This window comes from Actinokineospora sp., assembly GCF_052390155.1.
Classification (GTDB): domain Bacteria; phylum Actinomycetota; class Actinomycetes; order Mycobacteriales; family Pseudonocardiaceae; genus Actinokineospora.
In genome coordinates, this window is sequence record NZ_JBQTHF010000031.1 from 1 (window position 1) to 13,614 (window position 13,614).

At 70.8% G+C, this 13,614-nt stretch carries 13 protein-coding genes; 4 read left to right on the top strand and 9 right to left on the bottom strand.

Annotation, left to right across the window (positions count from 1 at the left end; translation table 11 throughout):
* Positions 1-206: 206 nt before the first annotated feature.
* From rsmG to ACT4N7_RS13060, 3 genes are all read left to right on the top strand, one after another.
* Complete coding sequence (gene rsmG / locus ACT4N7_RS13050) at positions 207-914, top strand: 16S rRNA (guanine(527)-N(7))-methyltransferase RsmG (protein ID WP_444828954.1); 708 nt, start codon at positions 207-209, stop codon at positions 912-914.
* Positions 915-983: 69 nt separating this feature from the next.
* The gene (locus ACT4N7_RS13055; RefSeq protein WP_444828955.1) at positions 984-1,880 is read left to right on the top strand and encodes a ParA family protein; all 897 of its coding nucleotides are present in this window, start codon (positions 984-986) and stop codon (positions 1,878-1,880) included.
* A complete protein-coding gene (locus tag ACT4N7_RS13060; protein ID WP_444828956.1) occupies positions 1,877-2,854 on the top strand; it encodes a ParB/RepB/Spo0J family partition protein in 978 nt (325 codons plus the stop codon). Before ACT4N7_RS13055 ends, ACT4N7_RS13060 begins: the two co-directional genes overlap by 4 nt.
* Positions 2,855-2,924: 70 nt before the next feature.
* Here the strand turns inward: ACT4N7_RS13060 and ACT4N7_RS13065 are convergent, their stop codons facing one another.
* Together ACT4N7_RS13065 and ACT4N7_RS13070 are read right to left on the bottom strand one after the other, a co-directional pair.
* Entirely contained in the window at positions 2,925-3,875 is a 951-nt protein-coding gene (locus ACT4N7_RS13065) for a D-alanine--D-alanine ligase family protein (RefSeq protein ID WP_444828957.1), read from the bottom strand.
* Between the two features lie 73 nt (positions 3,876-3,948).
* On the bottom strand, positions 3,949-5,268 hold the full coding sequence (locus tag ACT4N7_RS13070; RefSeq protein ID WP_444828958.1) for an aminotransferase-like domain-containing protein: 1,320 nt from the start codon (positions 5,266-5,268) through the stop codon (positions 3,949-3,951).
* 171 nt (positions 5,269-5,439) lie between these two features.
* Between ACT4N7_RS13070 and ACT4N7_RS13075 the strand changes: the two genes are divergently transcribed.
* Positions 5,440-6,066, top strand: a complete 627-nt coding sequence (locus tag ACT4N7_RS13075) for a GNAT family N-acetyltransferase (protein ID WP_444828959.1) — start codon at positions 5,440-5,442, stop codon at positions 6,064-6,066.
* 10 nt (positions 6,067-6,076) lie between these two features.
* On the opposite strand, the gene ACT4N7_RS13080 is transcribed toward ACT4N7_RS13075, so the two are convergent.
* From ACT4N7_RS13080 to murJ, 7 genes are all read right to left on the bottom strand, one after another.
* The gene (locus tag ACT4N7_RS13080) at positions 6,077-7,225 is read right to left on the bottom strand and encodes an N-acetylmuramoyl-L-alanine amidase (protein WP_444828960.1); all 1,149 of its coding nucleotides are present in this window, start codon (positions 7,223-7,225) and stop codon (positions 6,077-6,079) included.
* Positions 7,226-7,404: 179 nt separating this feature from the next.
* Positions 7,405-7,734: a thioredoxin gene (gene trxA, locus ACT4N7_RS13085; protein ID WP_444828961.1), complete on the bottom strand. Its 330-nt coding sequence runs from the start codon at positions 7,732-7,734 to the stop codon at positions 7,405-7,407.
* A 28-nt stretch (positions 7,735-7,762) separates the two neighbouring features.
* Positions 7,763-8,767, bottom strand: coding sequence for a thioredoxin-disulfide reductase (gene trxB / locus ACT4N7_RS13090; protein WP_444828962.1), 1,005 nt, complete (start codon positions 8,765-8,767; stop codon positions 7,763-7,765).
* A gap of 118 nt (positions 8,768-8,885) precedes the next feature.
* A complete protein-coding gene (locus ACT4N7_RS13095) occupies positions 8,886-9,677 on the bottom strand; it encodes a hypothetical protein (protein ID WP_444828963.1) in 792 nt (263 codons plus the stop codon).
* On the bottom strand, positions 9,674-10,300 hold the full coding sequence (sigM, locus tag ACT4N7_RS13100; RefSeq protein ID WP_444828964.1) for an RNA polymerase sigma factor SigM: 627 nt from the start codon (positions 10,298-10,300) through the stop codon (positions 9,674-9,676). Before sigM ends, ACT4N7_RS13095 begins: the two co-directional genes overlap by 4 nt.
* A gap of 66 nt (positions 10,301-10,366) precedes the next feature.
* Positions 10,367-11,920 (bottom strand): protein kinase family protein, encoded by a 1,554-nt coding sequence (locus tag ACT4N7_RS13105; RefSeq protein ID WP_444828965.1) that lies wholly within the window; start codon positions 11,918-11,920, stop codon positions 10,367-10,369.
* A gap of 69 nt (positions 11,921-11,989) precedes the next feature.
* On the bottom strand, positions 11,990-13,609 hold the full coding sequence (gene murJ / locus ACT4N7_RS13110) for a murein biosynthesis integral membrane protein MurJ (RefSeq protein ID WP_444828966.1): 1,620 nt from the start codon (positions 13,607-13,609) through the stop codon (positions 11,990-11,992).
* Between the last annotated feature and the right edge of the window lie 5 nt (positions 13,610-13,614).

The following is a 13,614-nucleotide window of genomic DNA, read 5'->3' on the forward strand; positions in this document are numbered from 1 at the left end:
GCGGGCGCGGCCCCGCGTCGGCGCGTGGTCGTCTCCCCGCCGTTGGACGCAGCCCGTGACGGCGCGCCCCGCCACCGCCGGGCCGCGCCTTTCGTGTTTCACGTGAAACAGCGGCAGTGGGCGGTGAGCCTGCGGGCGGGCACCAGCGGATCAGCGACAATCAACGGGCATGGTTTCACGTGGAACATCGGATGGGGCGCACCTGCATGACCAACGTTGACCGGGCCGACGTGGCCGCCGTCGCCGCGGCGGTGTTCGGGGATCGGCTGGACCGGGCGGAGCGGTTCGTGGCGCTGCTCGCCGAGCACGGGGTGGGGCGCGGACTCATCGGACCGCGCGAGGTGGATCGGCTGTGGGACCGGCACGTGCTGAACTCGGCGGTGGTCGGCGAGGTGCTCGCCGAAGGGGTCGGGGTGGTCGACATCGGCTCCGGCGCCGGCCTCCCGGGGATTCCGCTGGCCATCGCTCGACCGGACTTGACCGTCACCCTGGTCGAGCCGATGGCGCGGCGGGTGGCGTGGCTGGACGAGGTCGTGGAGACTCTCGAACTGTCGTCGGTCACCGTGGTGCGGGGCCGGGCCGAGGATCAGGCCGTCATCACCCGCGTCATCGGTGCCGATGTGGTCACCGCGCGGGCGGTCGCCCCGTTGGCGAAGCTCTGTGGATGGTGCCTGCCGTTGCTGCGCGCAGGTGGCGCACTCGTTGCCCTCAAGGGGGCGAGTGCCGCCGAGGAGATCGAGCGGGACCGTCAGGCAGTGGCTCGGCTCGGCGGTGGCGAACCGCGGATCGAGACCTGTGGCGCCGCCGTACTCGACGTGCCGACGACGGTGGTCGTCATCGAACGCGTGAAGTCTGCGGGCGGGCGCGACCGGCCCCGGCGGACAAGGAAGGATCAGGGTGCACACCGAGCCTGAGAACGGAGCGAGGATGTTCCACGTGAAACAACGGCCGACGCGACCGGTACCCGGGAGGTGTGCGCGCCGGTGAACCAGCCCTCTCCCGCCTCCGTGTCCGGGTGGACGCCCATCGCCGAGGAAGCCGCTCGGGCCACTCGGCTGAAGCACCCGGACCAGATGTTCCCCCGCCCCACGCACCGCAGGGTGCTGACCGTCTCCAACCAGAAGGGTGGCGTCGGCAAGACGACCAGCACGGTCAATCTGGCCGCCGCACTCGCCATGCACGGGCTGCGGGTCCTGGTGATCGACCTCGACCCGCAGGGCAACGCCAGTACCGCGCTCGGGGTGGACCACCGGTCCGGTACCCCGTCGGTCTACGAGGTGCTGCTCGGCGAAGTCACCCTCGCTGACGCCGCTCAGGTGAGCGACCAGTCGGACCGGCTGTTCTGCGTGCCCGCGACGATCGACCTCGCGGGTGCCGAGATCGAGCTCGTCTCGATGGCCGCGCGCGAGTCTCGCCTCAAGGAAGCGCTGTCCGACGAGGCGCTGGACCAGCTCAACCCGGACTACGTCTTCATCGACTGCCCGCCCTCGCTCGGCCTGCTGACGGTCAATGCGATGGTGGCCGCGGCGGAGGTGCTCATCCCGATCCAGTGCGAGTACTACGCCCTGGAGGGGCTTAGCCAACTCCTGCGCAACATCGAGCTGGTGCAGGGGCACCTGAACCGCACGCTCGTGGTCTCCACGATCCTGCTGACGATGTACGACGGCCGCACCAAGCTCGCCGACCAGGTCACCTCGGAGGTGCGTCACCACTTCGGCGACACCGTCCTCAAGACCGTGATCCCGCGCAGCGTGAAGGTGTCCGAGGCCCCCGGCTACGGGCAGACCGTGCTGGCGTACGACCCCGGTTCCCGGGGCGCCATGAGCTACCTGGACGCCGCCCGCGAGGTAGCCGAGCGAGGAGCGGAGCCGCCGCAATGACCGGACCAGCCGGACGTAAGGGCGGGCTGGGCCGCGGGCTGGCCGCCCTCATCCCCCAGGGCCCGCCGACGGGGTCCGCCGCGGGCGGGCTGAAGCTGCCGATGCCGCCTGCCCGCAATGGCGGCGGCCCGGTGGCCGAAGTCGAGCACAGCGGCACGGTCGCGGGCGCGGTGTACCGCGAGATCCCCACCAGCTCGATCAAGGCGAACCCGAAGCAGCCGCGCCAGGCGTTCGACGAGGACGCCCTCAGCGAGCTGGAGCACTCGATCCGCGAGTTCGGGCTCATGCAGCCCATCGTGGTGCGGGAGCTGGGCGAGGACAGCTACGAGCTCGTCATGGGCGAGCGGCGGCTGCGGGCCTCCCAGCGGGCTGGGCTCGACCGGATCCCCGCCATCGTCCGGCAGACCGCCGACGACGCGATGCTGCGCGACGCGCTGCTGGAGAACATCCACCGGGTGCAGCTCAACCCGCTGGAGGAGGCCGCCGCGTATCAGCAATTGCTGGACGAGTTCGCGGTGACGCACGAGGAGTTGGCGTCCCGGATCGGCCGCAGCCGACCGGTCATCACCAACACCATCCGGCTGCTGAAACTGCCCCTGCCCGTGCAGCGGCGCGTGGCCGCGGCCGTGTTGTCGGCCGGGCACGCTCGCGCGCTGCTGGGTCTGGACGACCCGGGCGCGCAGGAAGAGCTGGCGACGCGGATCATCGCGGAGGGTCTGTCGGTGCGGGCGACCGAGGAGGCGGTCACGCTGGCCAAGGGCGCTCCCCCGGCGAAGGCCAAGCCCGCCGCGCGCAAGCCGATGCAGGCGCCGGGCCTCCAGGCGGTCGCCGAGCGGCTGTCCGACCGGTTCGACACCCGGGTCAAGGTCGAACTCGGGCGCCGGAAAGGTCGGATTGTGGTCGAATTCGGCTCGGTTGACGATCTTGAACGCATCGTCGACATGATGGCGGAAAACGGGATAAATCGGACATGAAAACGTCGCAGGGAACCATACCGGGTAGTTACGTCACGGTGACGATGGCTCTGTGTCAGACGAATTTCACTCAGCGTACGCGAGTGATCGCGCGATCCACGAGCCCGGCGTAGATCGCGCCGAACGACCGACCGGCCGCCTCGATCGCCATCGGCACGAGCGAGGTCTCGGTCAGCCCGGGCGAGAGGTTCACTTCGAGGAAGTGGACGGCACCGTCGGCGTCCACGATCGCGTCGGTGCGGGAGACGTCGCGGAGCCCGAGCAGCCGGTGCGCCGACACCGCGAGGTCGGCCACCGCGGCGGCGGTCGGCGCGTCGAGCCGGGCAGGCGTGTGGAAGGTGGTCAGCCCGGCGGTGTAGCGGGCGGTGTAGTCGTAGACCCCGGTCTCCGCCGCGATCTCGACCGCGGGCAGCGCCTCTGGACCGTCCGGTCCCTCGACAACCGTCACGGCCACCTCGACCCCGGCCACGAACCGCTCCGCGAGCACCGTGTCGCTGTAGGCCAGGCAGCCGACCATCGCGGTCGGCAGATCGGCCGCGGCGCGCACCACCTGGGCGCCGAGCGCGGAGCCGCCCTGGTCGGGCTTGAGCATCATCGGCAGCCCCAGCCGCTCGACCATGGCGTCGAGCACCGGGCGCGCACCCAGCTCGCGGAACGTGCTGTGCGGCAGGACTACCCAGTCGGGGGTCAGCAGGCCCGCGCGCGCCAGCTCGGCCTTGGCACTGGGCTTGTCCCACGCGCGGCGGCAGGCGTCGGAGTCGCTGCCGACGTACGGGATGCCCAGCAGCTCCAGGATCGTCTGGATGGAGCCGTTCTCCCCTTCACCGCCGTGCAGCGCGATCATCACCGCGTCCGGCCGGTGCTCGCGCAGTCGCGTCAGCAGCGACGCGTCGGCGTCCCACTCCGCCACCGTGAGCCCGACGGACCGCAGCGCCGCGGACACCCGACGCCCCGACCGCAGTGAGACATCGCGCTCGTGCGACAAACCCCCGGCGAGCACGGCTACCGAACGATCGGTCAAGGCTGACTCCTCGAATGTCCACAGTGGAGTGACGGGTGGCGCCCTGACGACGGTACACCGCACCCGCCGACGGTCAGGCGGTGTCCGGCGCGGGCGTCTGCGGGCCGGACAGCGACCGACTCGTGGTCGGGCCGAAGGTGTTGAGCAGTTCGATCTCGTCGGCGAGCACCCCGGCGAGCCTGCGCACCCCCTCCGAGATCCGCTCCGGCGGCGGGTAGCAGAACGACAGCCGCATCTGCCTGCTGCCGAAACCGTCGCCGTAGAAGCCGGTTCCCGGCACGTACGCCACCCGGGCGGTGACCGCGCGCGGCTGCATCGCTTTGGTGTCAACGCCTTCCGGCACCGTCATCCAGACGAAGAAGCCACCGTCCGGCCGCGTCCACGTGCAGCCCGCGGGCATGTGCTGCTCCAGACCAGCCAGCAGCGCGTCGCGGCGCTCGCGGTACATCGCCTGGAACGACTTGATCTGACCCTTCCAGTCATGGGTGGCCAGGTAGCGCGAGACGATCAACTGGTTGAGTGTGGGCGCGCACAGCGCGGCCGACTCGGCGGCCAGCACCAGCTTCTCCCGCACGGCGTGCGGCGCCAGCGCCCAGCCGACCCGCAGGCCGGAGGCGAAGGTCTTGGAGAACGAGCCGAGGTAGACCACGTTGTCGGTGTCCATCGACCGCAGCGCCGGATAGACCTGGCCGTCGAAGCCGAGCAGGCCGTACGGGTTGTCCTCGATGACCAGCACGCCGTGCCGGGCGCAGATGTCGAGCACCTCGGCCCGGCGCGACACCGCCAGCGTCACACCGGCCGGGTTCTGGAAGTTCGGGATCGTGTAGAGGAACTTGACCCGCCTGCCCGCCCGCTCGGCGGCGGCCAGCGCGGCCCGCAGCGCGTCTGGCAGCAGGCCGTGCTCGTCCATGGCCACATGTCGGACGTCGGCCTGGTAAGAGGCGAACGTGCCCAGCGCGCCGACGTAGGACGGGCCTTCGGCGAGCACGATGTCACCGGGGTCGCAGAAGATGCGGGTGACCAGGTCGAGCGCCATCTGGGAGCCCACGGTGACCACCAGGTCGTCCGGGTGGCCGGAGATGCCCTCCAGGGCCATGACCTCGCAGATCTGCTCGCGAAGCTGCGGCACGCCGTGCGCCGAGCCGTACTGCAGCGCGGTCAGGCCCTCCTCGGCGATGATCGAGCCGACCTGCTCGGACAGCGACTGCAGTGGCAGCGCGGCCAGGTTCGGCATACCGCCCGCCAGCGAGACCACCTCGGGCCTGCTGGCCACCGCGAACAGTGCCCGCACCTCGGAGGCCGTCATGCCCGCCGCACGCGCCGCGTACCGGTGCAGGTGCGGATCGAGGCTGCGGGCGCCGGGTCTTTCGGGTGGCTGTCCAGGCGTCGTCATCGGGTGCTCCGTTGGTGCAGGTAGACCGATCGAGTGTAACCGGACAGGTGACGTAGCCCTGATATTCGGGCCCGCGGTTCCGGTGTACGTCACAGCGCCCTATCCTGGTCCCGGGTAACTCGCCGTCCCTTTCACGGGCGCGCGATCGGTTCGCTCGGGCGGGGAGGTTGGGTGTCGCGACGCGTCGTCAGCGTCACGCTGGACAACCTGGAACATCTTCCGAAGCACTGCCGCGGATGTGTGTACTGGGAACTGGCGCCGCACCTGAAGGAACAGGCCGAGGAGTTCGGCACCACCGAGCTGGAGAAGGAAGCCTGGGTCTCCAGCGTGCTGCTGGAATGGGGCTCCTGCGGCCGGGTCGTCTACAGCGACAAGCTGCCGGTTGGGTTCGTCTTCTACGCCCCGCCGAACGCAGTGCCCCGCGCGTCGGCCTTCCCGACCTCGCCGGTCAGCGCGGACGCGGTCGTGCTCACCGGCTTCCACGTGCTCCCCGAGTTCCGCGCGGGCGGCCTGGGCCGGATGCTGGTGCAGTCGGTCGCGAAAGACCTCACCCGGCGCGGCGTCAAGGCCATCGAGGCGTTCGGAAACGCCCGGCCCGATGAGGAACGGTCCTGCGTGGTGCCCGCCGAGTTCCTGACCAGCGTCGGATTCAAGACCATCCGGCCGCACCCGCTGTGGCCGCGGCTGCGCCTGGAGCTGCGGACGGCCATCACTTGGAAGGAAGACGTCGAGGCCGCGCTGGAGCGCCTGCTGGGCACCGTCTCGGTGACCACGGCCAGCCCGATCCTGCAACGCTGAGCGAGGCCCGCTACTCGGCCTTGGCCAGCTCGTGCGCGAGCACGTCGGCGAAGGTGAAACTGCCGGTCGGCTGGTCGTTCTCGCCCAGCAGGTAGAGCCGCTTGACGGCGACCAGGATGCCCTCGGCCACCACGTCGCGGAAAGCCGGGTCGCTGAGCCGGGCGCGGTCGTCGTCGTTGGTCAGGTAGCCGATCTCGATGCGCACGGCCGGACACCGGGTGAGGCGCAGGATATCCCACGTCTTCGGGTGGGCGCCGCAGTTGTGCAGGCCCGTGCGCATCACCAGCTCACGCTGGATCAGCCCGGCCATCGCCTCACCCAGGGTGGACGTCGCGCCGTTGCCGGTGCCGAAGTGGAAGCACGCCACGCCCTGGGCCAGCGGCGAGACATTGCGGTCGGCGTGCAGCGACAGCACCAGGTCGGCGCCCGCCTCGTTGGCGAAGTTCGCCCGGTCGCCGTCGTCGGGGCACTGGTCGGGGCCGCGGGAGAGCAGCGACTCCATCCCGGTGGCCACCATCCGGCCCTCCAGCCGGGTGGCCAGGTCCCACATCAGCTCGGACTCGTTGACCCCGTCGACGGACACACCGGTGTCGGCACCGCCGTGGCCAGGGTCGATGACGATGCGCTTGCCACGCAGGCGCGGCCCGGACTTGCGCACGACCTCCTGCTCGCGCATCAGGACCGGGCGGCCGCCGCGGGCCCGCGGCGAGGCGAGCTGGCGCAGCGCGCGGACGGTCTCCGGGCCGCAGATGCCGTCGACGGTGAGCCCGTAGTCGCGCTGGAAGTTGCGCAGCGCGGACTCGGTCTGCGCGCCGAACACCCCGTTCGGGCGGCCCGCGTCGTAGCCCAGCTCCAGCATGCGCTCCTGCAGCGTGGCCACGTCGTCGCCGGTGATCGGGGCGGACACCATGAACGCCAGCGGCCTGCCGCCGAGCTGGTGGGTCGCGTCGCGCAACGCGCGGTAGGTCGCCGGGCCGACGAGACCGTCGGTGATCAGACCCCGCTGCTGCTGGAAAGTTCGAATCGCGTGCTCCATGACCGGGTCGAACGCCCCCTGGTCGAGCACACCATTGGCAGGAGGCATCAGGCCCAGCGCTGCGAGCGTGGACCGAACCTCGGCTACTGCCGGCCCCCCATCACCGCGGCGGAGTACCCGCATGCACCCTCGCTTTCGACGTCTGGCACCGGAGAAAACCTCCGGTGCGAATCCCGACAGCTCATCATTGTGCACTGCCGGACTTCACTGGCGTAGCAGGGTGGGTGGGCGGGTCGCACAGCCGAACCCGGGGTCCTGCGACTACAACGAGACGCATGAACCCCGGGTTCAGGTTGCCTGAGTCAGGCGAGAAAGTCCGCAAGGTCGGACAGTAGAGCCGCCTTCGGTTTCGCGCCGACGATCGTCTTCACCGGCTTGCCACCGTGGAACACGATCATCGTGGGCACCGACATGATCTGGTAGTCGCGGGCGATGCCCGGGTTCGCGTCGATGTCGAGCTTCGCGACGGTGATCTTCTCCCGGTGCTCGGCCGCGATTTCCTCCAGCACGGGGGCGACCATCCGGCAGGGCCCGCACCAGGTGGCCCAGAAGTCCACGATCACGGGCTTCTCGCTGGTCAGGACGTCGTCGGCGAACGAGTTGTCGGTGACGGTGACGGTGTTACCGGCCATCTTCTCTCCCTGGGTGTGCGGTGTCGGCTCAGTTGGTGGCGCCGGGGCCGTAGCCGCCGCCGACGAGTTCGGGGGCGATCGCGGCCGCGCCGCTCTCCGCGCGCTCGGCCAGCCAACGCTCGGCGTCGATGGCCGCGGCGCAGCCGGACCCGGCAGCGGTGATGGCCTGCCGGTAGGTGTGGTCCACGAGGTCGCCCGCGGCGAACACGCCGTCGATGTTGGTGTAGGTGCTCTGGCCCGTGGTGAGCACGTAGCCCTCGTCGTCCAGGTCGACCTGGCCGTTGACCAGCGCGCTGCGCGGATCGTGGCCGATGGCGACGAAGAACCCGGTCACGTCGAGCACGGAGATCTCACCCGTGCGGGTGTCCCGCAGCCGCAGACCCTTGACGGTGGTGTCGCCGAGCACCTCGGTGACCTCGGTGTTGAGCTGCCAGCGGATCTTCTCGTTCGCCCGGGCCCGCTCCAGCATGATCTTCGACGCCCGGAACTCCTCGCGGCGGTGCAGGATCGTCACCGACCGGGCGAAGCGGGTGAGGAAGGTGGCCTCCTCCATCGCGGAGTCGCCGCCGCCGAGGACGGCGATGTCCTGGTCGCGGAAGAAGAAGCCGTCGCAGGTGGCGCAGGCGGACACGCCGCGGCCGAGCAGCTCCTGCTCACCGGGCACGTTCAGGTAGCGCGCGGCAGCGCCCATGGCGAGCACGACAGCCTTGGCCGCGTAACGGACGCCGTTCGCGACCACGTACTTGACCTCGCCGGTCAACTCGACGGACTCGACGTCCTCCGAGCGCAACTCGGCACCGAACCGCTCGGCCTGGGCGCGCATCTGCTCCATCAGGTCCGGGCCCATGATCCCGTCGCGGAACCCGGGGAAGTTCTCCACCTCGGTGGTGGTCATCAGGGCGCCGCCGAACTGCGATCCCTCGAACACCAGGGGATCGAGCTGAGCCCGCGCGGCGTAGACGGCCGCGGTGTACCCGGCCGGCCCAGAACCGACGATGATCAGGTTTCGGATCTGGTCCACATCCGCAGGCATCTGCCCTCCATCGACCTCCGCCGGACGCTGGCTGTCCGGTCGCATTGGTGTCAACGCGATCGTAGGCGTCGGTTGTTCCGGGGAGATCAGTGATGGGCCGCACTGGGCACGATCGGCGTCAGCGACCGATCGTGTCGTTGAACAGCGCGGTGCAGTCGGGCTCGACGACCACTACCCGCAGCTTGCCGAACTCGCCGGCGGTCAGCAGCGCCATGATGCCGGGCTTGCCGTCCAGGGTGATCGGGCGGACGCCGATCGTCTCGGCCTTCGCCGGGTCGACGCCGTTCGCGGTGAGGCACTTGTCCAGGCCCACCTGGTTCTTCAGCGCGCCGTACTCCTTGGTGTTGCCCACCTTGCCCGCCGCCGTGCCGATGTCGTCGCGGGTGACGGCGAGCGGCGCCTCGGCGCTGCCCGCGGGCGGTGTCGGGGTGGTGTTCGTGATCGCGGCGGCCGTGCCGCCGGTGGTCTGCTTGGCCGCGGGGATGACCACGACGGTCACCGCCACCGCGGCGGCCGCGGCGCTCAGCACACCCACGCCCCAGGTCACCCGCTTCGTGCGCTTGCGGCGCGCCTGCGCCAGGTCTACGACCGGGGCGGGCGGGGGTGGCTGCTGCTGGACGGCGACACCGCCGCCGAACGCGCGGTGTGCCTCGGCGGCCAGCGCGGCGTCCAGGCTCGCGGCGAACCGGGCTGGCATCGGCGCAGCGGGCGCCGCACTCAGCTCACCCAGGCCGACCTTGACCGAGTCGAGCGCGTCGATGATCACCCTGGCGTCCGGGTCGGCGTCGACCCGCGCCCACAACCGGGCACTCTCCTGCGGGTCGAGGACCCCCGCGTGCAGATCGGCCAGCAGGTCGACAGACCACGGCGGGCCGTCGGGGCCCAAGGTGCCCCGAATCTCGTCCGTCATCGTCCCTCCCAGTGGCGCCTGCTCGGCACATCTCGCCTGTCGATAGCGTCACCTGGGACGTTCGCATCTGCATCGGGGTTCCGAAGATGCCCGAGAACTTTGGCCAGTTTGGCGCGACCCCGGGCACACCGGCTTTTCACCGTTCCCTCGGCGATGCCGAGCATTTTCGCGGTCTCCGCGACCGAGTAGCCCTCGACGTCGACCAGCACGATCGGCACCCGTTGCTCCTCGGACAGCTCCGACAACGCGGTCTGCACCACCAGCCGGGTCTCCCGCTCGGCCATGGCGTCGCGCGGGGTGACCGGCTCGCCGGGGCCCGCCTCGGGCAGCGGCACCGTGGGGCGGGCCTGCCTGCGGCGGACCCGGTCGAGGCAGGCATTGACCACGATGCGGTGCAGCCAAGTGGTGACCTGGGACTCCGCGCGGAACGAGCCCGCCGCCCGGAACGCGGAGATGAACGCCTCCTGCAGCGCGTCGGAGGCTTCTTCGGGGTCGCGCAGCGTGCGCAGCGCCACCGCCCACATCCGGTCCCGGTGCCTGCGCACCAGTTCGGCGAAGGCGCGTGGGTCTCCCGCGGCGTGGGCCGCGATGAGGTCGGCGTCCGAACTGGCGGCGGCGGTCACCCGGACAGCGTATCGGGCAGGCGCCGGATCGCCGTAACCCGCTTCGACCTGGGGTTTCGCCCGCGGTCACCGGGCGCGGACGAAACCGATCTCGGTCAGTTCGGAGACGTTGCCCTCGGCCAGCGTGGTGATCCAGATCAGCAGGTGCTCGGTGGGCTCGGCGGTGTCGAGCTGAAGCTTGGTCTGCCCGGCCTGCAGGGTGGCCCGGCCGATGAGCTTCGTCTCGGAGAAGCCCGGTTTCTCCGATGGCGCGGTGCGGATCTCCACGACGGTGCCGTCGCTCGGCGAGTCGATGATCACCTCGGCGAACGGGACGGGCTCGGCGAACGAGGCCATGATGCCGACGCCGGGTTTGAGCGCCGGGAACGGCCGCTGGTAGGTGTCGGTCCGCCAGGACGTCTTCTGGTCGTCGTCCACCGCGCGGTTCGCTCGGCGCGGGTTGTCCGGGGTGCCCTTGATGTTGTAGACCTGCACGCCAGCCGCCTTGATGGGCTGGCCGGGCTGCGGGGGCGCCGGGTTGTTGTTCTGGCCGCTGCCGGGGGCGGTGGCCACGACGGTCGGGCCGCCCGCGCCGGGCGCGTCGTCGCCGAAGAAGCTGATGAGCTGGATGCCGACCCAGGCGAGCACACCGACCGTGGCGACGGCCAGCGCCGTGACGCCGATCGCGAGCTTGCGGCGCTTGGCGCGGTCGTTGCTCGGCCTGCGCGTGGTCCAGACGGTGCCGTCGTCCTCGTAGTCGTCCGCGGCCTCGACGGCCTGGATGCGCTGGGTCTCGTCGTCGGCGACCTTGACCCGCTCCAGCACCCGGATCAGGCCCGCGCTGGTGCGGATGCCGCTCACCGCGTCGTCGGTGAGGCTGCGTACCGCGGCGACGGACAGCTCGTGCGGGATGTAGTGGAACAGCGCGCTCGGCGGGACGAGCAGGCCGTCGTGGCCGACCGGCGCGCGGGGAACGCCTTCCGGTCCGCCGGGCAGCGGCCACCGGCCGGTGAGCAGCAGGTAGAGGACCGCGCCGAGGCCGTGCACGTCGTCCTGCAGGGTGGCCTCGGCGAGCGGGCCGGGGAACGCGAGCAGCAGCGCGCCCTCCGGGGTGACCCGGATGCGCTGCGGATGGTCGACCCCCAGCACCAGGCCGGTGTGGTGGGCCAGCTCGACGGCCGCGGCCAGCGGCTCCAGCAGTCGGGCGGCGGTCGCGGGCGGCAGCGGGTGCTCGGTGATCAGGTCGATGATGTCGGTGCCCTGCGACCAGTCGGCCACCACGATGCCGAGCAGGCCCTCGGCGTCGTCGACGCCGTTGCCCACCCCGAGCACGTCGAGCACGCGGGCCTTGCCGGGGTGGGTGAGCTGTGCGGCGTGGGTCGCGCGCTCCAGGGTGCGGCGGGCGCTGTTCGCGGCCTGCTCGTCGGCCGGGTCGCCGACCAGCAGGGTGAGCGCGACATCGCGGCGGAGCTGCCCGTCCTGGGCGCGCCAGAGCTGGGCGTTGGCCCGCTGATCGACGCCGAACTGGGCGAGCAGCCGGTAGCGGCCCGCGCCGACGACGCCACCGGGAACGAGGAAGCCATCGCTGGGCCTACCGGCCGCGTCCTCGCCCGTGGGGTACTCGGTTCGCCTCGTCGTCACTGCTCTCTCCGGCCGGCTACTCGCCGACGAGCGTACGTGAAGTCGCTCCCCGGCCGGTGACGAACGGGGTCAGCCGCGGCGTACCAGACGGGTGATTCGGCTCGTCGCGGGCTTGAGTTCGGGCACCTTGAGCGCGGCGAGCACACCGAACGCGACCACGCCCGCGACCAGCCCCTGGATAACCAGCGCGACCCACGCCGTCAGTCGTGACTCCACCCCGGCAGGCAGCACCAATCGAGTGACGAGCCAGCCCGCGAGCACCCCGGCGAGCCCCGCGAACACGCTCTTCGCGATGACCTTGACGATCTTCTTGCTGTGCAGGTTGCCCAACCGCACCCACAGCCACATCTGGCCGAGCACCGCGCCGACGACGAAGGTCAGCGAGTTGACCAGCATGACGCCGATGACCACCTGGTCCGGCCGCACGAGCGCGCCGCACATGTAGAGCAGCGGGATCTTCACGATCGTCATCACGACCATGATCAGCGTGGGGGTGCGCGCGTCCTTCATCGCGTAGAAGACCCGCAACTGCAGCATGACCAGCGCGTACGGCAGCAGGCCGAACGCCGAGAAGGCGAGCGCGGTGCCGAGCCGCTGCGCCTCGGTGATGCCGGTCTCGCCCGCGTTGAACAGCGCGACGCCGATCGCCGAGCCCGCGATGGTGAGCACCGCGCTGATCGGGACCAGCATCACCGCGGACAGCCTGCTGCCGGTCGACAGGTCGTCGATGAGCCGCGGGGTGTCGCCGTCCGCGGCGGCCTTGCTCATCCGCGGCATGATCGCCGTGAGCAGGGAGACGCCGATGACGCCGTACGGGAGCTGGAACAGCAGCCACGCATTGCTGTAGATCGTGGCGCCGCCGTTGGACGCGGCGGTGAGCACCCGCTGGGTGATCACCATGCCGACCTGGCTGACGCCGACGTAGCCGAGGATCCACAGGGCCAGCCCGGCGAACTCCTTGAGCCGGGCGTCGAAGCCCCAGTTCCAGCGGAACGCGAACCCGATGCGCTTGAGCGCGGGCAGCAGCAGCAGCGACTGCACCACGATGCCGAGGGTGACGCCGATGCCCAGCACCAGCAGCTTGGTGTCGCCCATTCGCACCGGGTCGAGCGAGATTTCCCCCGGCACGACCGCGTAGAGCACCAGCGTCGCCATGATCACCAGGTTGTTGACCATGGGTGCCCACGCCGTCGGGCCGAACACGTGCCGGGCCTGCAGGATCGCCGAGAGCAGCGCGAACAGGCCGTAGAACAGGATCTCGGGCAGCAGCAGGTAGGCGAACGCGGTGACCAGCGCGGAGTTGGCCTCGCCGGTCGAGTCGTCGACGTAGAGGCCGGTGAACAGCGGGGCCGCCGCGATCGCGATGACCGTGCCGACGGCGAGGCCCGTCATCCCCACGGTGAGCAGCCGGTTCGTGTACGCCTGGCCACCGTCCGGGTCATCCTGCGACCGCACCAGCAGGGGCACCACGATGCTCGCCAGCACCCCGCCGAGCAGCAACTCGAAGACGATGTTGGGCAGCGTGTTGGCGATGGTGAAGGAGTCGCTGACCACGTTCGTGCCGACCAGCCAGGCGAGCATCACCTTCCAGCCGAAGCCCGTGATGCGGCTGACCAGCGTGGCGACCGCCATCGACCCACTGGCGCGGGCCAGCGAGGGCACCTCCCGCTTCTGTGCGCCCTGCTCCACGGTGG